General features: G+C 48.4%; 17 protein-coding genes. 4 read left to right on the forward strand and 13 right to left on the reverse strand.

Annotated elements, in window-relative coordinates:
• Window positions 1–86: 86 nt before the first annotated feature.
• From D4100_RS06555 to galU, 8 genes are all read right to left on the reverse strand, one after another.
• The gene (locus D4100_RS06555) at window positions 87–1,244 is read right to left on the reverse strand and encodes a glycosyltransferase family 4 protein (protein ID WP_119803652.1); all 1,158 of its coding nucleotides are present in this window, start codon (window positions 1,242–1,244) and stop codon (window positions 87–89) included.
• Between the two features lie 39 nt (window positions 1,245–1,283).
• Window positions 1,284–2,444, reverse strand: a complete 1,161-nt coding sequence (locus D4100_RS06560) for a hypothetical protein (protein WP_119803654.1) — start codon at window positions 2,442–2,444, stop codon at window positions 1,284–1,286.
• Window positions 2,445–2,593: 149 nt separating this feature from the next.
• Window positions 2,594–3,733 (reverse strand): glycosyltransferase family 4 protein, encoded by a 1,140-nt coding sequence (locus D4100_RS06565; RefSeq protein WP_244941641.1) that lies wholly within the window; start codon window positions 3,731–3,733, stop codon window positions 2,594–2,596.
• Window positions 3,734–3,883: 150 nt separating this feature from the next.
• The gene (wzc, locus tag D4100_RS06570; protein WP_119803656.1) at window positions 3,884–6,058 is read right to left on the reverse strand and encodes a tyrosine-protein kinase Wzc; all 2,175 of its coding nucleotides are present in this window, start codon (window positions 6,056–6,058) and stop codon (window positions 3,884–3,886) included.
• Window positions 6,059–6,069: 11 nt separating this feature from the next.
• The gene (locus tag D4100_RS06575; protein WP_119803658.1) at window positions 6,070–6,504 is read right to left on the reverse strand and encodes an arsenate reductase/protein-tyrosine-phosphatase family protein; all 435 of its coding nucleotides are present in this window, start codon (window positions 6,502–6,504) and stop codon (window positions 6,070–6,072) included.
• A gap of 9 nt (window positions 6,505–6,513) precedes the next feature.
• Window positions 6,514–7,650: a polysaccharide export protein gene (locus D4100_RS06580; RefSeq protein WP_119803660.1), complete on the reverse strand. Its 1,137-nt coding sequence runs from the start codon at window positions 7,648–7,650 to the stop codon at window positions 6,514–6,516.
• Window positions 7,651–7,975: 325 nt separating this feature from the next.
• Entirely contained in the window at window positions 7,976–8,869 is an 894-nt protein-coding gene (locus D4100_RS06585) for a UTP--glucose-1-phosphate uridylyltransferase (protein ID WP_119803662.1), read from the reverse strand.
• 45 nt (window positions 8,870–8,914) lie between these two features.
• Window positions 8,915–9,814 carry a UTP--glucose-1-phosphate uridylyltransferase GalU gene (gene galU / locus D4100_RS06590; RefSeq protein ID WP_119804116.1) on the reverse strand — a complete coding sequence of 300 codons (900 nt, stop codon included), beginning with the start codon at window positions 9,812–9,814 and terminating at the stop codon, window positions 8,915–8,917.
• 682 nt (window positions 9,815–10,496) lie between these two features.
• On the opposite strand from galU, the gene D4100_RS06595 reads away from it, so the two are divergent.
• A complete protein-coding gene (locus tag D4100_RS06595) occupies window positions 10,497–12,083 on the forward strand; it encodes a TerC family protein (protein WP_006320971.1) in 1,587 nt (528 codons plus the stop codon).
• A 29-nt stretch (window positions 12,084–12,112) separates the two neighbouring features.
• On the opposite strand, the gene dcuC is transcribed toward D4100_RS06595, so the two are convergent.
• The 4 genes from dcuC to udk all read right to left on the reverse strand — a co-directional run bounded on the left by dcuC (window position 12,113) and on the right by udk (window position 16,888).
• On the reverse strand, window positions 12,113–13,471 hold the full coding sequence (gene dcuC / locus D4100_RS06600) for an anaerobic C4-dicarboxylate transporter DcuC (RefSeq protein WP_119803664.1): 1,359 nt from the start codon (window positions 13,469–13,471) through the stop codon (window positions 12,113–12,115).
• 190 nt (window positions 13,472–13,661) lie between these two features.
• A complete protein-coding gene (gene asmA / locus D4100_RS06605) occupies window positions 13,662–15,494 on the reverse strand; it encodes an outer membrane assembly protein AsmA (protein WP_119803666.1) in 1,833 nt (610 codons plus the stop codon).
• A gap of 44 nt (window positions 15,495–15,538) precedes the next feature.
• Window positions 15,539–16,120, reverse strand: a complete 582-nt coding sequence (dcd, locus tag D4100_RS06610) for a dCTP deaminase (RefSeq protein WP_004942378.1) — start codon at window positions 16,118–16,120, stop codon at window positions 15,539–15,541.
• 126 nt (window positions 16,121–16,246) lie between these two features.
• Window positions 16,247–16,888, reverse strand: coding sequence for a uridine kinase (gene udk, locus D4100_RS06615; protein ID WP_004942376.1), 642 nt, complete (start codon window positions 16,886–16,888; stop codon window positions 16,247–16,249).
• A gap of 243 nt (window positions 16,889–17,131) precedes the next feature.
• Between udk and D4100_RS06620 the strand changes: the two genes are divergently transcribed.
• Window positions 17,132–17,761: a phosphatase PAP2 family protein gene (locus D4100_RS06620; protein ID WP_119803668.1), complete on the forward strand. Its 630-nt coding sequence runs from the start codon at window positions 17,132–17,134 to the stop codon at window positions 17,759–17,761.
• Window positions 17,762–17,810: 49 nt separating this feature from the next.
• Here the strand turns inward: D4100_RS06620 and apbC are convergent, their stop codons facing one another.
• Window positions 17,811–18,923: an iron-sulfur cluster carrier protein ApbC gene (apbC, locus tag D4100_RS06625; protein ID WP_006320981.1), complete on the reverse strand. Its 1,113-nt coding sequence runs from the start codon at window positions 18,921–18,923 to the stop codon at window positions 17,811–17,813.
• Between the two features lie 160 nt (window positions 18,924–19,083).
• Here apbC and metG point away from each other — a divergent pair, with 160 nt between their 5' ends.
• The gene (metG, locus tag D4100_RS06630; RefSeq protein ID WP_119803670.1) at window positions 19,084–21,111 is read left to right on the forward strand and encodes a methionine--tRNA ligase; all 2,028 of its coding nucleotides are present in this window, start codon (window positions 19,084–19,086) and stop codon (window positions 21,109–21,111) included.
• Window positions 21,112–21,335: 224 nt separating this feature from the next.
• A complete protein-coding gene (locus tag D4100_RS06635) occupies window positions 21,336–22,412 on the forward strand; it encodes a sugar ABC transporter substrate-binding protein (RefSeq protein ID WP_119803672.1) in 1,077 nt (358 codons plus the stop codon).
• Window positions 22,413–22,493: the final 81 nt, after the last annotated feature.

A 22,493-nucleotide genomic window follows, 5' to 3' on the forward strand; every position in this document is an offset into this window, starting at 1 on the left:
ACTATCAGCAGTAGAAAGATTATAAATCAATAGAGACGCCCGGTTAACCTTCCCTCGCTTTGCAATACATAATATCACCTCGCATTTTAGAAGATAATTTTTTTACTCTCTGAAAACTTATCCCATTTATCTTTTATAAACTCTAAAATTTCCATACGATACCGTTCATCGCTGAAACGTAATGCATTAACATGGCAATTCTCAGGCAGAATAGAACCTTTTATTTTTTCAAAAAGAAGAATAGCTTCAATAATAGATTTACAATTCTGCTCCGCAAAAAAAAGTCCTGTAGGATTTTCTACTCCATAAGGACGGATAGTCTCCAAAATACCACCTTTACCAAACGCAATTACAGGAGTTCCACATGCTTGGACCTCAACTGGAATAATACCAAAATCCTCCTCAGCTGCAAAAACAAAAGCCGATGCATTTTGCATATAACCAAGCAAGGTATTATTATCCTGGTACCCTAAAATAGAGATATTCTTTGCAGCCTTGCTCTTAACTCTCCTCATTTCTGACCCATCACCGATCACAACTAATTTTTTATCAGGCATGTGCGAGAAAGCTTCCACAATGAGATCAATCCGTTTATAAGGAACTAATCTTGATGCAGTCAGATAAAATTCGTCTTTTTTGGTAACCAATGGGAAAGCATTAACATTAACTGGGGGGTATATTACCTCGGAAGAACGGCCGTAAACCTTTTTAATACGCCGAGCTATATAGTGCGAATTAGCAATAAAGTAATCTACACCATGAGCAGTACGAACGTCCCATAACCTTAACTTATGCAACATCCATTTAAGACAGATTGCACTAAGCCCTTTATCCAAGCCAACTTGTTTTAAATATTGATTTTGTAAATCCCAAGCGTATCTCATTGGACTATGCACATAACTAATATGCAGTTGATCAGGTCCTGTAAGCACACCTTTTGCTACAGCATGACTGCTGGAAAGCACTAAATCGTAATTAGAAAGGTCTAGTTGCTCAATAGCTAAAGGCATCAATGGTAAATATTTGGTATAGAACTTACTGACCATTGGTAAATTTTGAATAAATGTTGTTTGGCTGTGTTTGCCTAAAATTTCTTGACGGTCAGAATCGTTGAGAAAATCAATGACTGCATGGATATCCGAACTTGGGAATAGGGCAACCATTTCCTTCAGAACACGCTCAGCGCCTGCATAAGAAACTAACCAGTCAGTAACAATTCCGACACGGCAATCCTCAAGTTTCATTAGTCATTCTCAATTTCCCGTAGGTATTTAGCTTCATAATTATTTATTTACGAAAGAAAAACGTCCTCTATTACTAATAACATAATAATAGGTAAGAATAATAAAACTATCAACTGTAAAGAATGTGACTGTTGATGTAAAACAAACTAAAATCGCTGCGTCATAGCTATCTAGTCCTAAAAACACCAAAAAGAAAATAATAGCAATAAGTCCCACAATTCCCAAGTCAAGGACTATCCCAGCTAAACCAACATTTGGCTTAAATCCGAAACCATTCAAGAAATCCACGATCGGTTGATAACTATTGAAACAAGTATAATCTACATCACAGCCATAGATGAAGTTAGGGATTTCCATATCAAGCATTAAATATGGAGCTGAAAATCGATGCGCGATGGATTCATATTCATAGAAGTACGATGGCACCCCGACATTTAAATATTGAGCAACAACAACACATAATACAACAAAGCATATGATACTCAAAATAACAGGAATCTTTGCCATCAACTTTCGAATCGGATATAAGACGAAAAATATGACAAGAAAGATGGATGCTTTGGACAGGCTAAACAGATAGGAAAGGGAAAAAACTATATATTCATATTTATTAATTTTATGGTCTCTAATCCTGATCATGAACGATATGATTAAAAGTGAAACAAAAAAACCAGCCTCTCGAGAGAGCCCAGACATTCTCGGCAGGAAGAAAACCTCATATTGGTTAGTAAATGTTTTAGTAGCGTACTCCCCCCAAACAAAAATAGAAATTGCTTTAGGGCCGATCATTGCAGAATAATTTTGACCAAACTGATAAACAATAAATTGTAGAATACACCATCCTGCTGAAATTAGCATACATGCATATATTTTATCTAAGATAGCACTACTTAATGTAACAATATAAGTAACACCAAGAATTAGAACAAATGATTTTACAGCGAGATCTATTCGCCCGAAGAGGATACAAAGAGATAACCACGAAAAAAGGCATATGCTGATTTTTAAGTTAATTACCTTAAGTTTTGATAAAAACTGTATATCAAGGAAAACCAACGGTATCCATAAGTATAAAGTCATCGAATTGACATATGGGTTGAATGGTGTCGCGATAAAGAAGAATGCAATAGCCCATCGTAAGATAGAAAGAAAGACACCAGTTCTTTCTTTCTCTTCGACTATCTCCAGAGCTTGAGTCATATTATAGTGCCTTTTCTAATCTCGTTATGTTGACTATTACAATTATAAAGTGCCATTTAATGTCTGCCGAAAAAATAACTCAATGAAAATTAATATTCACCCGTACTTTATTACTTCATTAATAAAAATATGTTTGCGGATAAGATACTTTAAGAGTTATACACTTCAAAATACTCTTTTGCTATTTTTTTTGGGCTAAACATTCCAATCGTATCGCTATCAACAGACTTAATTTCTAGTTTATCTAATTCCACTAGAACATTATCATCAATAACATGAATATTGGGCAATAATAGGGCTAATTCTGCAATCCCCCCTACCGCATTAGTTAGCACCATTTTTTCTGCAAATACACTTTCAACAACAACTCTGCCAAAAGGTTCACGCCACTTTACCGGTAATACGACAACATCCACTGAAGAGAAGAAAGTATCTAAAGATATAAATCCAAGAAGTTCAACAGAACAGTTTTCCGCTAAAACCTTCAATTCCTGGCTATCACCACCACTATTAAAACGACCAGCTGCAACTGCTTTTATATCTGAGTTGTTTTTTTTAAGTTTTTTTACATAATGACAAAAATCATCGAAGCCTTTATCCCTGGTAAGACGGCCGATAAACCCAACGCGCCAAGAAGGCGATTCTTTTTTTTCAAATTTAATGCTATCGACCGAGTTATAAATGTATTTTTTTCTGGCCTTTGCAAAAAATCCATTTTCAACATGAAAGTCTTTTATAAATTCACTTATTCCGACATAAACATCAACATGCTTACTTTTTACTTTCTTAAGAAAGGACCAAAACTTCACAACAGGTTTATTGACTGAAAGGTCTCCATTTCCTTCGTACATTGTCGAGTTAGGATGAAAAAGGTAATAATCGCGGCTTGTATGGATCAGTTTTATATTTTTTCTTTTTATGACTTCCCAAATTGCCACTGAAAAGCCAGCAATATTATTTGTGTGGACCAAATCAGGCTTGAAATTATCCAGTTCATTAGCTACACTACGCGCCATTAAAGGATTGTAATTATCGATAATATGCCAAAATAATTTCTTTATTTTTGATTGTTGCTTGCCATCGAATGGCCAATACAAATTCTTCAATGGAAGGTAAACAACGGTAACATTATTTATTGTTGAGACCTTTCTTGCTTTTTCATCATGCAAGGTTAATACAGTTACAGTATTCCCTTTTTTTTCTAATTCTTCTGCAAGTAACTGAACCGATACTTCTGCTCCACCAATTTTGAATGGTGAATAAATGGTGTTGATCATCATGATATTCATTTTATTTTCCACCAATTTTCATGAGGACACATCTCTATAAAAAAGTCTATAAGCATTTAATCGCAGCAATAAAAACATCTTGAGATATACTAAAAAATCATCAGCCAACTACCTAGAAAGCGCAATTGGCCGATGAATTAAAAATAAAAATTATGCTTTCTCTGTAGAGCGATATTCATATTGATAGTAGCCATAACCACCATAATAGCTACTCGCCCTTTTTTCTACCGCGTTAAGAATAATCCCTTTGATATCCACACCATTTTGCTCAAATCGGCGAATACTAACTTCAATTTCTTTCACCGTATTCATACCGAAACGAGCTATCATCAATGCTGTTCCCGCATGATTGCCAATAATAGCTGCATCTGTTACGGCCAATACCGGAGGTGTATCTATAAGTACCAGGTCATAGTTCTTACTTGCCCAATCAATCAACTCTCCAAAACGAGAACTCATCAACAACTCCGATGGGTTTGGCGGGATTTGTCCACGCGGAATAAAATCCATATCTGGTATAGATGTCTTTCTGATAGCCTTCTCTAACTGAGTTTGCATAGACAAGATATCTGACAAACCATTTTCCCACCCGGTCCCCAACAGTTTATGCGAATAACCTTTACGCATATCGGCATCGATAATCAGAACTTTTTTATTCGACTGTGCAATGACTACAGCAAGGTTAGTGCTGACAAACGTTTTACCAATATTAGGACTTGCACCAGATATCATCAAAACATTGTTTTTGGCTTCAAGCATTGCAAAATGTAAACTGGTACGCAAACTACGTACAGCCTCGATAGCAAGGTCGGTTGGGTTACTGGTCGCCAAAAGTGAAATTGAATCGGTGTTAGACTTCCTTTTAGTACGGAGGATGCTTTCCCGATCGATTTTCTGCTGCCACTCCGAAAGCGGAATGCTCGCATAAACATTGATCCCTTGTTGTTCTAACTCATCAGGTGTTTCAATACCTTTATGCATCATGGTTTTCACCAAGACAACTGTCACCGAAATCATTCCACCCAGAATAGTTGCCAATAAAATAACAAGCATCTTTCTTGGTTTCACCGGGTTAGGCTGTGTAATTGCCGGATCAATAATGCGGACATTTCCTACGGTACTGGCCTTGGTAATACTAAGCTCTTGCTGTTTATTGAGCAATTGCATATATATTTCTTTGCCCGCATCCACATCACGCGTCAACCTGATTATTTCCTGCTGAGTTTTCGGCATTGCACTGACACGTTTATTTAGTTTGTTTTTTTCTTGATCAAGAGTATTTCTTTTCTCTAGCAACGCGCGATATGCCGGATGTTCTTTTGTATACAGTTTTGATATTTCCGCCTCTCGGAAAGTTAACTCATTGAGCTGAGTTTCCGTAGCTACCATTGTGTCTAAAACTGATTTAGCCTCCAAAGAAAGATCAACCGAATCATTTTGCTGACGGAACAAATTCAGTTTATTTTCAGCTTCATCCAATGACGAACGCACGCTTGGTAGTTGTTCTTTTAAGAACATTAAACTTTTAGCTGCTTCTTCAGACTTTCTTTCCACATTTTGCAATAAATAATTATTACTAATGCTGTCTAGCGTTTTACGCACTAACTTAGGATCTTCACCAGCATAACTAAGATTCAACACACCGCTGTCTTTACCTTTATCAACAACTGCTAAATTCTTCAGTAATTGATTGATTGCATTGAGGAAAGGTCTTTTCGTTAACGTAAATTCAGTTCCCGGCTCACCTTTAAAATCACTGACTAACAATGTTACACCATTGCCTGTAGCTAAAACTCCGACCTGGCCTTTAAGAATTTCCTTACCGTCATAACTCAAAGTATAGTTATTTTTATCAAGTACAGTTAATAATAGTGAGTTTCCTTGTAAATAATCAGGAACATTAAATCGCGACAATGCAAGTTCTGCAGGAGTATCTCCATTTAATCGGGCCCAACCTTTGCCAAATATTGGAAAATAGTTCTGCTCAACCACACTGTCTAAATTAAGCTCCTGAACAGTTTTTCCAGTCACCATACGTGATTGTATTAATTCTATTTCTGCTGTCGATCCGGTATCACCAGCAGAGAACGTTTCAGATAAATTAGATAGGATCGAGCTCCCCGTATTCTTTTCAACTTGAACTAATGCATCTGATTCATAAATCGGCGTTGAGAATAAAGAATACACGATGCCAATCACAGCAAATAGAGTAGTTATACCTATCAGCAACCAGCGATGATCGACAAGTGAACCTAATAAATGACCGATATCTATATCATCATTTTTACTGCTAATTGCAGTAGTGTTTTTCCTATTTTCAATCATTGTCATCTCTATTAACGGTTTAGCGCTTGTGACCACTTCTGAGCAGACTCAGCAAGTAATTTGTATACGAACTCGAATGACTCTTGGCTTTTCCTATAGGGATCAGGTACATCTTGCTGATTGAGCCAATGAGCAAAAAGCATTGTTTTTCCTCTTACTTCTGGAGCGAGTTGGCAAACAGCATCAATATGACCTTTCTCCATCACTAGTATGAGTGAGTACTCGCGACACATTGCCTTTGTAAGTTGTTTTGCAACATGCCCTTGTAAAGATAATGAATGAATACTCGCAACGCGTTGCGCCATTTCATCAGCGGCGTTACCGACAAGCGCACCGATGCCAGCAGAGTCTATTCTCTTATTGGGAATATAGTGTTTCAATAGCCGTTCTCCCGTAGGGGAACGGCAAATATTTCCAACGCAAACAACCAATATTGAGTCAAACATTGTTTATTCCTACGGCCAATTACGAATTCGCAATGTACCTTCACTGAGGTCATTAAAACTGGAAATAGTCGGCGCTAACTGACTAATCAAACGGTTCCAACGGGCTATCGGTGCAGCGGTAACATAAACGATATCATATGGTTGCAAGTGGAACTCAGCTCCCATAACCATTGCTGTTGCATCCGCCATGTTCAATTGGTAAATATTCGCGAGTTTGTTTCCTTCGGTGCCGTGTAGTGGACGGATAACAAACACACCTGTTGCATCTGCAGAGGACTGGCTGATACCTTCTGAGTTTCCTAAGGCTTCCGTCAACGTCATACCGCTTCTGTCCATTTTCAGCGTTGCCGGCGTTTTAACTTCACCCATGACGAATACTTTTAAATCATCATTACGGGGAACGTATAGAATGTCACCAGGATAAAGAAGATGGTTTTGCGTCAGATCGCCTTTCTGCATTAAAGCCTGCAAAGAAATTCGCTGCTCTTTACCATTATGAGTTAATACCACATTTCGCCAATCCGCATTCTCGGCCAAACCGCCAGCTGCGTTGATAGCATCCATCACTGTCAATGGCACATTAGTAATGGCTTGCTGCCCAGATTTAGAAACCTCCCCAGTGATATAGGTCTTTTGAGAGCGAAACGCTGCAATACTGACATCAACTTGAGGGCTTTCAATGTATTGGGCTAGACGGGATGATATTTCATTCCTAACTTGGGCAACTGTTTTACCGGCGACCTTTACCTTGCCAATATAAGGATAGAATATAGTGCCATCAGAATTTACCCAGTTACCGGTATCACTTGCGCTGCGGTATTGACCAGCAGGAGTAGTTAACTCTGGATGATCCCACACGGTGACCATCAAAACATCACCTACACCAATGCGGTACTCATAATTTTGCAACTCGCGTTCTAATGCACTATTGGATTGGGCCACTACAGCCTTTGGTCGCATTTTATCTATCAAGCCAGGCGTCATTGGATAAACGTTCACCAGCTTATCGATATCAAAATCACTATCCTGTTGTTTGACAACATCTTTACCGCTGGTTGAAAGATGGGTGCCGGGGATGATTGTGCAACCACTAATCACACTGAGCGATACCATGAGAGGTATCAGTTTCCATTGTTTTTTTGCCATCGAATTATCATCACTTTCAAAGTAAAAATGTTTGCAGTGCTAAGTCCCCGGCCAACCGTGGCGCTTGCTGCGGCACTCAGCAAAATGGATGTTGGGTAAATCTTGAGTTTATACATATCAAGTAAGAAACGCATTCATTGAGCGGGCGTTGAAGTCGGACTTGCTATGATAAAGAAAAGGTTGCCTGCATTATGGCATGATTGTACTGCTAGAGAGTATGATTCTCTATGTGCACTTTTGCCAATATGAATGAGCTAGCCAACTTTTCGTTTGACTAACTCATCGTTCTAAAGGCAAGTATAACCAATTATGATTTTTTCAACGACTAAAACGGCAACTGCTCTGCCCACTCACGGAATGCCTTCCCTTGGGTAGGATGCCGTAAACCATAAGTTACAAATGCCCGCAGATAGCCCATTTTTTCTCCGCAGTTGAAGGATTCGCCTACCAATTCCATTGCTTCTACAGGTCTACTTTTCAGCAACTCCGCAATGGCATCTGTCAATTGAATGCGGCCCCAAGCGCCGGGTTCGGTCTTTTCCAACAACGGCCAGATATCGGCAGACAAGACATAGCGCCCTACCGCCGAATAATTGGATTTAAACTGAACGTCACGACCCGGTTTTTCGATAATCGAGGTCATGTGGGAACTTTCACCAGGTTGCAAACTGTTGGTCTCGCATTCAACGACCGAGTAATCGTGCAACACATGTTCATCAGCGGCTTGAACCAGTACCTGGCTCAACCCAGACTGTTCGAAGCGAGCAATCATGTGCGGAAGGTTATCTTTTTTCAGATCGGCCTTTGCGTCGTCAAGCAGCACGTCCGGCAGCAACACGACAAATGGTGAGTCGCCTACCAAAGGTTTAGCGCACAATACCGCATGGCCCAAGCCTTTAGGTTGACCTTGGCGGATGTGCATCAGCGTCACGCCTTTAGGCGTAATCGACTGCACCTCATCCAGTAGTTGGCGCTTTACACGTGCCTCAAGCATCGCCTCCAGCTCGAAAGAGGTGTCGAAATGGTTTTCGATCGCGTTCTTGGAAGAATGAGTCACCAAGATTATTTCTTTGATACCAGCAGCAACGCACTCATTGACAATGTATTGAATCAACGGCTTATCAACGATCGGCAACATTTCCTTTGGAATCGCCTTGGTTGCCGGCAGCATTCGCATACCCAGGCCTGCAACAGGAATGACAGCTTTCAACTTGGTCATGGTAATCCTCTTTTCAATATTGTGATCGCGTTTAAGCCGCAAAACTTATTTACTGTTCAATGTTTGCTTCAGCCATTGGGTAAAATCTTCACCTTCTGAAGCATGACGCAGGCCATACTGTACGAATGCCTTCATATAGCCCAATTTATCGCCACAGTCATGCGACTTGCCGCTCATATGGAAAGCTTCTACGGTCTCTTGCCCCATAAGGGCTGCGATGGCATCGGTAAGCTGAATTTCATCACCGGCACCCGGCAAGGTTTTTTCCAGCAAAGGCCAGATATCAGCAGACAGCACATAACGACCTACCACTGCCAGATTGGAAGGCGCTTCCTCTCTTGTCGGCTTTTCGACCACAGCAGTCATTGGTGTGCTTTCACCTGCTGCCAGCGCAGCACCGCCACAATCTACAACGCCGTATTTCGAAACGTCCTGTTCCGGTACCGGTTCCACCATGATCTGGCTGAAGCCGGTATCAGCAAAACGCTGAATCATTTTGGCCAGGTTCTCTTTACGCAGATCTGCCGTAGAGTCATCCAGCAATACGTCCGGCAATAACACGATAAAAGGCTCGTCACCGACCATCGGCTTAGCGCACAATACTGCATGCCCCAGACCTTTCGCCTGCCCCTGACGGACTTGCATGACTGTCACATCCGCCGGGCAGATGGTCTGCACTTCTTCCAACAACTGGCGCTTAACGCGCGATTCCAAAACGGCTTCGAGTTCAAAGGAGGTATCGAAGTGATTCTCAATCGCATTTTTGGAGGAATGAGTCACCAGAACAATATCTTTTATCCCCGCAGCAACACATTCGTTAACGATGTATTGAATCAGTGGTTTATCGACCACAGGCAGCATTTCTTTAGGGATTGCTTTTGTTGCCGGCAACATACGGGTTCCCAGGCCAGCTACGGGAATCACAGCCTTCAGTCTCTTTTGCATGTTTTTCATCCACAATCAAATAACTATAATGTAGCCGAACTAAGCCTTATCCAAGTTGCTCATGAGGCACGGAGCGGGAATGATTCAGACACGCTACCGCCCTTGGCTTTCAGCTACCAATGCGCTGTCATCGTTTTCTATGGACGACTGGGGTGTTCCAATCGCACTTTGAATGTAAATTAAGGGCAGTGCACTTTCCTTAAGCGATAGTTAGGTCACAGAAAAACAAAAAAATACGCCCTTACAACCAAACGATGATACTTGTAAATGTTTATGTGCCTAAGATTCTTATACTATTGCCTTAGCGATACAAGCCTAAGATGTCCGTTGGGTGCCCTTTTCAGAATAAGACTACTACCGGGGTTTTTCAGCACAAAGTGCAGCAGCCAGATTCATTCATAATAGATTGATTTAAAAAGTTATTTTTTCTGCCGTTTTTATCAACAAGCAATGAGCATCATGTTCTGTAACCACAACTCTCTGCTGAAAAATGCCGGTTTATCTATGCGTTGGATGTCAAAAAAACTGAAGAAAGATGATTTTTTATGCATTATTTTGGCTTAAAATCATGATGCCGCCCTCTTCGCCATCCCATTATAGTTTTAAAGTTGAATTTTCCCTGTCCAACACCCATCATTCCCCTACGGCATAAGCCGTCGAACTTACAGGTGAAATTGGGCGTATGGAATGGATCGCAGATCCAACAATTTGGGCCGGCCTGGCCACTTTGGTCGTGCTGGAAATCGTTCTGGGTATAGACAACCTTATCTTTATCGCCATTCTGGCGGAAAAACTACCTAAACAACAAAGAGATAAAGCTCGTGTCGTAGGCCTGTTGCTGGCCTTGCTGATGCGTTTGGCGCTGCTCGCCTCTATCTCCTGGCTGGCGACACTGACCAAACCGCTGTTTGTGGTCGCGGAGCACCCCTTCAGCGGCCGCGACCTCATTATGCTGGTCGGTGGTATATTCTTGCTGTTTAAAGCCACTATGGAGCTGAACGAGCGGCTGGAAGGCAAAGATGAAGAGCAGCAAGGACCACGCAAAGGCGCTCGCTTCTGGCCTGTGGTGGCACAAATCGTGGTATTGGACGCTGTCTTCTCTCTCGATTCGGTGATCACCGCCGTCGGCATGGTTGATCATCTGGCGGTAATGATGATTGCGGTCTGTATCGCTATCGGGCTGATGCTGCTGGCCAGCAAGCCGCTGACGCGATTCGTCAACGCCCACCCGACTATCGTCATTCTGTGTCTGAGTTTCCTGCTGATGATCGGCTTCAGCCTGGTTGCGGAAGGGTTCGGCTACCATATTCCCAAGGGTTATCTGTACGCAGCGATCGGCTTCTCCGTGATGATTGAAGCATTAAACCAGCTGGCTCAGTTTAACCGTCGTCGTTTTCTGTCAAAGGTACGGCCACTGCGCGAACGAACCGCAGAAGCGGTGCTGCGCATGCTGAACGGCAAACATGAAGAAGCCGAGGTAGACAGCCACTCAGCCAACCTGCTGGCCGACAGCGCGAGCGAAAGCGGGGAGATATTCAACCAGCAGGAACGGCACATGATAGAACGCGTGCTGGGCATGGCGCAGCGTACCGTGAGCAGCATCATGACCTCCCGCCATGACGTCGAATACCTTGAGCTGAATGATCCGCAGGAAAAGCTGACCCAGTTGCTGGAAAAAAATCAGCATACGCGCATTGTGGTGGTCGAAAACAGCGCCAGTGATGAACCTCTCGGCGTTATCCATACCCTTGATGTCCTGAAGCAGCAGTTGACCCAGGTACCGCTCGATTTACGCACGTTGGTGCGTCAACCGCTGATTTTCCCGGAGCAGTTAACGCTGCTGAGCGCGCTGGAGCAGTTCCGGCAGGCGCAAACGCATTTCGCTTTTGTAGTCGATGAATTCGGTTCGGTCGAGGGTGTAGTGACCCTGACTGACGTGATGGAAACCATCGCCGGCAACCTGCCGGAAGCGGGCGAGGACGTTGACGCACGGCATGACATTCAGCAAAACGAAGATGGCAGTTGGACCGCCAACGGCCATATGCCACTGGAAGACCTGGTGCTGTATCTGCCTCTGCCACTGGAGGATAAACGCGAATACCACACCATAGCCGGCTTGTTGATGGAACACAGTCAGCGCATTCCCCAGGAAGGTGAGCAATTGCAGATCGGTGACTATCTGTTTGAACCGCTGGAGGTCAATAGCCACCGTATCTTGAAAGTGAGAATCACCCCGCTGTCGACGCCAGAGTCTGACTACGAGGTCTAAATGGGTGCCGGGCTAAGCCCGGCCACCTTTTATAGATGCTGAGGCACCAGCAGTTCGGTTGCCGCAATTACCACGATCAACCCTACAATCACCGGTACCGAGGTGCGTTTCACCACTTCGAACGGCGAGATTTTCGCCATGCCCGATACCGCCACCACCACACCGGAAACCGGCGACAGAGTGCGCCCCAGGTTCGAAGCCTGCAACATCGGGATCACCAAATAAGCCGGATTAACGCCCATCTGCGCTGCCAATTTGGGGATCAGCTCCACAAAAGCATAAAACGGCGCGTTCCCTGAACCAGTGGTCATCGCCGCCAGCATGGTAATCACCACCAGCACCAGCATCATGATAATGCCGCCAGTACCGAAAGACTGCGCCAGGCTGATTAACCCACTGATAAAGCCGACAGTGCTCAACCCCTGAGCGAATACACCTGCGGCGACCAACAGCATCACTACGCTGGCAAAAGCGTCCGCCATACCGCGATAAGCGACCTCCAGACCGGTAAATACCTGTTTGGCACTGAAACTACGCAGGAATTCAATCACCGCCGCCAGCAACATGCAGCCAACCAGCACCGTGATGATATGCAACTCCGGCCCCCATTTACCGTCAAAAACCAGCACGCCCAGGATCGGCGTGAACGGCAAAACGGCGTAGAAACCCGGCGCATGCGTGGTAATTTCACTCACATCCATAATGTGGTGCTGTTCGTCATTCTTCTTGTCGAGATAGCGTTGCCAAAAGAAATGCGCAATGGCCATACAGACAATCGCCGCAATCGAAATGGGCAAGGTGGTTTTAAAAGCGAAGTCAACCAATGGCATTTCCGCCGCCTTGGCGGCCAACACCACGTCACCGGACGTCGGTGCCAGGATAATCGCTGCAGGCGAAGCGCAAATCGCTGCCGCAGCCCCCCGGCTAATGCCGACGTTAACCATCAATGGGAACAGCGTAGCCATCAGCAATACGCCCAGGCCGGTAGCGGAAGAGACCGCCAGTGACATCAGGCAGGCGACAAAATAGGCTGCCACCATCAAAAGGTACGGGGAATTGATCATCTGCAGCGGACGGGAGGCCAACTTCACCACCACATCATTGGCGCCAATGTGCGTCATATAAGCCGCAAATCCGCACAGCATCATGATCATCATGCCAAGATCGCCGCCGCGGCTCATCAGCAGAATTTTAACGTACTCGATGATGTCGGTGGCACGCCATCCGGTAGGCGCAGCGCCGGCAGGCAGCAGGTTTTTCCCCATCGCAGCGCTTATAGCCAGCAACAGCAGGCCGCCGACCATCAGTACCCCGGTGGCGGAGTAGCCTTTAATGATGTATCGGCCCACGGCAACCGCAACGGCTGCACCAATAAAAAGTTCTATCATATTCCCTCAACTTGTTGTTTTTAACCGTGCTGAAGCCCAGAAATCGCATAACTGGGCGATACTCTGCACAAACACAGCAGAAGGCGTCGTGATTTCTGTCAAAGTTACGGGAGGAAATAATTGGGAAAGGCAAATACCTGCGGGGATCAAAGCATGTGCGGGCCGCTGACCGGCCCGCATCCAACTGAGGTTAAAGCTTATCCAACAACTTTTTAAGATCCTGACCCTCTCGGGACTCTTTGTTCTTCTCGGCCCATTTGTTCAGCGCGTCCTTCGCCCGGTTTTGCAGCGTTTTGCGTAAGACCTGATCGACCTGCAATTGGTAGTTAAGCTGTTGCCAAGGACCATAGACCCGCAGCGGAATTGGCGTTTTCTGCAGTTGTTCGATCAGTTCGCCGCGCCCTTGCCAGCCACCGGTCACCCGCACGTTAAGCGACATATCGCACTGTTTACCCGGCATATTCACCGTACCGCCGCCGCTCAGATTCAACAATGGGGAATCCGCACTCAGTTCGCTGATGTTTACCGTTCCCCCACTCAGGCTGGCTTTAGCCGAAAGCTGTTTCACTTCGGTAAAGCGCTGGTAATTATCCTGCCCGCGCACACTGCTGTCGTTACGCGCTACCGCTTGCTGAATCAACTGCTGAATATTCAGGCCGTGCAGTTGCGCGTCCTGCATGGCTAACTGCGCTGTGCCCTTCCAGCGATGTTCAAACGACTGCGAAGTCAGACGATCGCCCGTTAAATCCCCTTGCATGCTGAATTTGCCGGTCAACACCTGCGGCATTTCGAACGCCTTCAGTACGGTACCCAGCTCAACCTGCTTAAGCACCGGTTGCACCGCGATCACCGGCCTGGTGCCGCGTGCATCCAACGAGCCCGGTAACGCAAAATCCCCCCCAGCCAATTGGCCGGAGAGCCTATGCACCGTCAACAGACCCTGCCGGTTATCGGCTTGCAGTGCCAAATGGGCGATGTTCATGCCACGATAGGTCAGTTGGTCAACGCTCAAATTGAGCTGCGCAGTAAAGTCTCGCAGCACGTCCAGATTTTGTTGCGGGTCTTCCGCCTGGTTGGCTATCACCGGCGCCGCAGTCATACTCACAGCTTGTGGCGTGCCCGAGCTGGATTGCCAGCCGGAAAGCGCGTCCAAACTCAGTGCAGTCGATGCCAGATTCAATGTATAAACCGGCATCTCGCCGAATCTGACGCTGCCGCCGCCAGAGAACTTGCTGTCATTGGCGCTCAGAAGCAACTGGCTCAGGGCAATTTGCTGCGGCGTTTGTTGATACACCACCTGGGCGCTGCCATCACCTTTGATACCGCCGCCCAGAATATCTGCACCTTCCAGTTGATAATTGAACTGAGTGACCTTGGCCGCGATGCGGCGCGGGTATTGCTGCAGATCGATATCTGCCGCCATGCTGAAGGTCAGATCGCGCTGATCGCGGTTCACCCGGCTGGAAAGCTCCATTTGCGCCTGACGTTTGGCATTTTGCTGCAGGGTGAGATTAATATCGCGGACGTTAATCTGTTCATTATTGGCGCGCTGCCAGATCAGCAGGCTGTCCACCACCCGCAGATTATCGATATCAAATTTCCACGGGGTGTCCAGGGTCTCTTCGGAGGTGCCCGCAGGGGCAATTGGCGCGTTTGGCTGATTTTGTTCTTCACTGTCGGGTGTCAGGCGGATGACGGCATTTTTCAGCATCACCTGTTTCACAAACAGCTGATGCGACAACAACGGCAACAGTTTGACATCAAGACGCATATTGTCCGCACTCACCACCGGTACTTTGGCACCGGGTGCCGTCAACGTCATGCGCCCGGCCAGAATGCTGAGCTGCGGCCAGATATGCCAGCGCAGATCGCCATCCAGCGTCAGATGATAACCGCTCTTTTGTTCGACCTTCGTCACCATATAAGCGCGAAAATCATTCGGATTAACCAACAGCACCAGCGCGGACATTCCCGCCACCAGAACAACCAGCAAAATCACCAAAGTCGTCAGTAATCTTCTCATGCCATCCTCTTGTCAACGCCACACCGACAGTGCTTCCTGCGCTGCTAGTCCTTGTCGATTCGACTGGCCACTGCGCCCTGCTGATCGCGGTATTTTGCATCCTGTCGGCTGTTGTAAGGACGTGCCGCCGGCCCGGAAAGCGGTTCAAAGCTCAGTGCGCCTATTAACATGCCCGGGCGCAACGCCAGCGGCAACTTGCCTGAATTATAGAACTCCAGAACAATTCGGCCCTGCCAGCCGGGATCGATACGGTGCGCGGTAACGTGAACCATCAGACCAAGGCGCGCCAATGAGGAACGGCCGTCAAGCCAGCCCACCAGATCGCTGGGCAACGTAACCGACTCAAGCGTCACCGCCAACGCCAGCTCGCCCGGGTGCAAGAAGAAGGCTTCCCCTTCCGGCAGTACGATCTCGTCACTCATCACACGGTCCAGCGCAGCGCTGACTTCGTCTTTTGGCCCGCTGAGATCGATAAACGCGGCGGTATGGCCGCGAAACACGCGAAATTGGTTGCCTAAACGGACATCCACTGTAGCCCCGTTAATACGCTCAATCGGCGGACGCGGCGAAATCACCAGTTTTTCACTATCCAGCCAGGCTTCTATATCACGGTCGCACAGTCTCATTTCTTCATCTCCATCAGGGCGTATCACTAAAACAAAAATTGCCACACAACGGACGAAAGGTCTACGCCACGGCGTAAATACTTGCCCGTCGGCCGGAAACACAGGTTTCCCGGCCGTTGAACGACATTATTCAAAGAATTGGCTGATTTTGGCTTTCAGAATGTCGATCGCAATGCGGTTTTTGCCGCCGCGCGGAACGATAATGTCGGCATATTGTTTGGAAGGCTCAATAAACTGCAGGAACATCGGGCGGACGGTTTTCTGGTATTGCGCCATTACCGAATCCATGGAACGGCCACGCTCATTGACGTCACGCTTCATGCGGCGCATCAGGCAAATATCCAGCGGCGTATCGACAAAGATTGAAAAGTTCATTTCCTGACGCAGGCGGATATCCGTCAGCAGCAGGATCCCCTCCAGAATAATCACCTTTTTCGGTTCAAGGTGGATAGTCTCTTTCTTGCGCGTATGTTCGGTGTAACTGTACAGCGGCAACTCTATCGCCTTACCTGATTTCAGCATTTGCAGATGCTGGAACAGCAGGTTGTGATCCATGGCACTCGGGTGGTCGTAGTTAGTCTTGACCCGTTCTTCCATGGTCAGGTGCGTCTGGTCTTTGTAGTAACTGTCTTCAGGAATAACGCCGATGTGTTCATCGCCAACCTGATCGCGAAGTTCGCGATATAACGTGCTGGCAATAAGGCTTTTTCCGGAGGCAGATGCGCCAGCTATACCAATAATGACGCACTGATGCGGCTTGTCAGTCATAAAATTTAAAGACCTGATTTCGAAGTGTGAGGGAGGGAACTAAAACGCGACAATTATAGGGAGTTAGCGGGCATTGCGCCACCCTATATTGTCATCGCTGGGCCGCTACCTCCGGTTATTTCGCCAGAAGCGGCTTCAAGTTTTTAAGATTATTGCGTCTAGGGCAATCCGATACGGCAAGGTAAACTCCGTAGCTTGTTCATTATCCTGCTGATGGGATGATGTATTTCACCGGAGACTGACGTGCTGGACTGGTATTTTCTGACATTTTTTGGCGACAGCATGCTGCTGTTGCCCTGCGCGCTGATTCTTTTTGTCGCGTTAATCGCTCCGCGCGCCACCCGCACCGCGGGCTGGCAATGGGCACTGATCTTCGGTTGTGCCGGTGGCATGGTATGCGCATCCAAACTGGCCTTTATGGGTTGGGGCATCGGCATAAAAAGTTACGACTTCACTGGTTTCAGCGGCCATTCGGCGCTGGCGGCCAGTATCTGGCCGGTACTTCTCTGGACGCTGACCGGGCGTTTCCCGCATATAGTGCGCAGCATCACACTGGTAGTGGGTCTGATATTACCTCTCACCATCGGCCTCTCGCGGTTAGCTATCCGTGTACATTCCCCGTCGGAGGTGGTTAGCGGTCTGGTGTTAGGTTACATGGCAAGTACGCTGTTCCTGTGGTTACAACGCGGTAAACCGCGCCCGCAGCTTTCCCTGCCACAGATCGTCGTTGCACTAGCTTTGCCATTGGTGCTCATGGGTGTGCGGCAGCCAGCCCCGACCCAGGGACTCCTGGAGCAAATCGCCACCGCGTTGGCGCAGATTGAACACCCATACACTAGGGCGGATTTACACAAACGCCCCCTCACGCCATAAACAAAAACCCCGGACCTGCGCCGGGGTTTTGCTTTTTAACCTATGACGATCACAGCGCGCGGAAAGAAATTTCCGTAGGAATGGCTTCGCCCTGCCAGTACATTTGCGCCGCGACACGGCCGGCAAGCTGGCGATACAGCTCAGCGAACTCGCTATCCGGGCGGCTGATTACCGTCGGCGCGCCGCGATCCAAATCTTCACGCAGCGAGATATGCAACGGCAGTTGACCCAGCAAGCGGCTGTTGTACTTCTTCACCAACTTCTCTGCCCCACCGGTGCCGAAAATCGGCTCATGATGACCGCAGTTGCTGCAAATATGCACGCTCATGTTTTCCACAATGCCCAACACCGGCACATGAACCTTTTCGAACATCACAATGCCCTTTGCCGCATCCAGCAAGGCGATATCCTGCGGCGTGGTAACCACCAGCGCGCCGGTAACCGGAATGTTCTGTGACAGCGTCAGTTGAATATCACCGGTGCCCGGCGGCATATCCAGTACCAGATAGTCCAGATCCGGCCACAGCGTGTCCTGCAGCAGTTGCATCAAGGCCTTGCTGGCCATCGGGCCACGCCACACCATGGCGTTGTCGTCGGTCACCAGATAACCGATGGAATTGGTCGCCAGGCCATGCGCCTGGATCGGCGCCATATGCTGGCCATCCGGCGAGGTTGGTCGCTCATGCTCGGTGCCCAACATATTGGGGATCGACGGGCCATAGATGTCGGCGTCCAGGATACCGACCTTCGCCCCTTCGGCTGCCAGAGCCAATGCCAGATTGACGGCGGTGGTGGATTTCCCCACGCCGCCTTTGCCGGAACTGATGGCGATGATGTTGCGCACGCCCTTGATGCCGGCCTGATCGTTGGCCCGTTTCAGCGTGGCGATGTCATGCTTCAACTTCCAGTCGATCGCCTCTGCGCCGGTGACGCGCAGCAGTTCCGCACTCACGCGATCTTTCAGTACTTCAAAGGCACTCTGCCAGGCGAACGGCATGACCAATTCAATGTGCAATACATGATCCAACAGCGCGCAATGGTGAATTGCCTTCAGCGCGGTCAGATTGTTTTTTAACGTCGGGTGTTCAAAGGCGGCCAGTACACCGGTCACCAGGGCACGCAGAACTTCAGGGTTGGTCTGCTCAGGGGATTTTGCGCTCATCCCGGCTCCTTGATTTTGAATGGATAGCTTCCCGCTAAGCATATCAGAACTGCAGGTCCGCTGGCGTGTGTCTGCGGAAAGAAACCGCCCTAGCCGTAGAGAGCGCGATCGGGTAACATCGAAGACCCTTTTTATTCATTACAGAAAGCAAGTTCTCACTATGGCTCAAGTCGCGAAAAAATTATTGGTGACGTGCGCGCTACCGTACGCAAATGGTTCCATCCATCTCGGCCACATGCTCGAGCACATCCAGGCAGATATCTGGGTTCGTTACCAACGAATGCGCGGCCACGAGGTTCATTTCATCTGTGCGGACGACGCGCACGGCACGCCGATCATGCTGAAAGCTCAGCAGTTGGGCATCAAGCCGGAAGAAATGATTGCGGAAATGAGCCAGGAGCACCAACAGGATTTCGCCGGTTTTGGCATCAGCTATGATAACTATCATTCTACCCATAGCGATGAAAACCGTGAACTCTCGAGCCTGATATATAGCCGCCTGAAAGAAAACGGCTTTATCAAGAACCGGACCATTTCCCAGTTGTACGATCCGGAAAAAGGCATGTTCCTGCCTGACCGTTTCGTGAAAGGCACCTGTCCGAAATGCAAATCGCCGGATCAATACGGCGACAACTGCGAAGTGTGCGGCGCGACCTACAGCCCGACCGAGCTGATCGATCCGAAATCCGTTGTTTCCGGCGCCACGCCGATCTTGCGTGATTCAGAGCACTTCTTCTTCGATCTGCCTTCGTTCAGCGAAATGCTGCAGGCCTGGACCCGTTCCGGCGCGCTGCAAGAGCAGGTAGCGAACAAGATGCAGGAGTGGTTTGAGTCGGGTCTGCAACAGTGGGATATTTCCCGCGACGCGCCCTACTTCGGCTTTGAGATCCCGGACGCACCGGGCAAATACTTCTACGTCTGGCTGGATGCGCCCATCGGCTACATGGGCTCCTTCAAAAATCTGTGCGACAAACGCGGCGATCTGGACTTCGACGAGTTCTGGCGCAAAGACTCCAGCACCGAGCTGTATCACTTCATCGGCAAAGACATCGTTTATTTCCACAGCCTGTTCTGGCCGGCGATGCTGGAAGGCAGTAACTTCCGCAAACCGACCAACCTGTTCGTGCACGGTTACGTGACGGTAAACGGCGCCAAGATGTCCAAATCCCGCGGCACCTTTATCAAGGCCGGCACCTACCTGCAACATCTGGATGCCGACTGCCTGCGTTACTACTATGCCGCCAAGCTGTCCTCACGCATCGACGATATCGACCTGAATCTGGAAGATTTCGTGCAGCGCGTGAACGCCGATATCGTGAACAAGGTGGTTAACCTGGCTTCGCGCAACGCCGGCTTTATCAGCAAGCGTTTTGGCGGCCGACTGGCCGATAACCTGGCCGATCCGGCGCTGTACCAAACCTTCGTTGACGCAGCGCAAAGCATCGCCGACGCCTACGCCAGCCGTGAGTCCGGCCGTGCAATCCGCGAAATCATGGCGCTGGCCGATTTGGCCAACCGTTATGTGGATGAGCAGGCGCCATGGGTCGTGGCGAAACAAGAAGGCCGCGATGCCGAGTTGCAGGCCATCTGCTCGATGGGCATCAACCTGTTCCGCGTGCTGATGACCTACCTCAAACCGGTGCTGCCATCGCTGACGGAACGTACCGAAGCCTTCCTTAACTGCGAACTGACCTGGGATGCGATCCAGCAGCCGCTGTTGGGCCATCAGGTTAACGCGTTCAAAGCCCTGTTCAACCGTATCGATCTGGACAAGGTGAATGAAATGGTCAGCGCTTCAAAAGAAGACATGGCAGCGGCTAAAGTGGTCAGCGGCCCGCTGGCTGACGATCCGATTCAGGAAACCATCACCTTTGACGACTTCGCCAAGGTTGATATGCGTATCGCGTTGATCAAGAGCGCCGACTTTGTCGAAGGCTCTGACAAACTGCTGAAACTGCAGTTGGATCTGGGCGGTGAGTCTCGTCAGATTTTCTCCGGCATTCGCTCCGCTTACCCGGATCCGAAAGCGCTCGAAGGCCGCCTGACCATCATGGTCGCCAACCTTGCGCCGCGCAAAATGCGTTTCGGCATCTCCGAAGGCATGGTGATGGCTGCCGGCCCAGGCGACAAAGAGATCTTCCTGCTCAGCCCGGACAGCGGCGCCCAGCCGGGAATGCAGGTGAAGTAACTTCCGTTTTCACTGCCGTAAGGGTCAAGCAACAGCTTGGCCCTTTTTTATTTGTTGCCCTTTCTACCTGTAAGCGCCCTTCTCCTACCTGAAAAAAATTCATCACCAGGATAATTCCTTATCAAAACTCATCTGGTTATGATGCTTGAACACTACAAATAGACGTCCAGACAGAAAGACTGCCATGCAAGGACGATTCTCACCTGCTTTTGGAGCCAATAATAATGAAAACGATAAAAACCCCAATCCTGGCCATTGGCCTGTTGGCCGCCCTGCCGCTATTCGCCGCAGAATCGTCCACGCCAGCTCCGGTGCCAACCGCCATCGCCCAGCATCAGGGGCCGATCCGCATTGCGGTGATTCGTAATCTGGGTTCCGACGACAACACCACTCAGTTTCTGGCCGGTGCCATCCAGCAGGGACGCAAGCTGGGCTTTAAGGTGGATACCTTCCTCAGCAACGGTGACGACGCGCGTTTTCAAGACTTCGTAAACCAGGCCATCAGCCAAAAATATGACGGCATTATTCTCTCGCAGGGCCGTGCACCCTATTCCACCGATTTGGTGAAACGCATTGCGGCGGCGGGCATTGCCGTATCCGTATTTGATACCGACGTCAGCGGCAGCATTCCCGGCGTAACGGTGTCGCAGCAGGATGACGCTTCGCTGGCAAATGAGTCGTTCGGCCAACTGATTAAAGACTTCAACGGGAAAGCCAATATCATCAAGCTTTGGGTCGCCGGTTTCCCGCCGATGGAGCGTCGTCAGGCAGCCTACCAACAGTTGCTGAAGCAAAATCCGGGCATCCACGAACTGGAATCGATCGGCGCGGTGTCATCGGACGTGCAGGGGGATACCGCCAACAAGGTCGGAGCCGTGCTGGCCAAGTATCCGAAAGGCAAGATCGACGCGATCTGGGGCACCTGGGATGCCTTTAGTCAGGGCGCCTACAAGGCGCTGAAAGAAAACGGCCGTACCGAGATCAAGCTGTATAGCATCGACATCTCCAATCAGGATCTGCAACTGATGCGCGAAGCCAATAGCCCGTGGAAAGTCAGCGTAGCGGTGGATACCAAGCTGATTGGCGCGGTAAACCTGCGCCTGGTGGCGAACAAGATTGCCGGTGAACCTACGCCTGCCACCTATGAATTCAAGGCGGCGTCCATTCCGCAGGCGTTGCTGGCCAGCCAGCCGGGGCCGGTCAATGTGGCCGGGCTGGCAAAAATCATTCCGGGCTGGGGCAGCAGCAACGATTTTATCCAGCCGTGGTTCGCCACGCTGCAGGCCAAAGCAGGCAAATAATCCTCTTTGCGCTCATCCTCAGCTTGAATAAGGGTGCTGTATGCAGCACCCGCAGTGGTCGGGGCAAAATATATTCGCCCC

The sequence above is a fragment of the Serratia inhibens genome, from assembly GCF_003591175.1.
GTDB classification, from domain to species: Bacteria; Pseudomonadota; Gammaproteobacteria; order Enterobacterales; family Enterobacteriaceae; genus Serratia; species Serratia inhibens.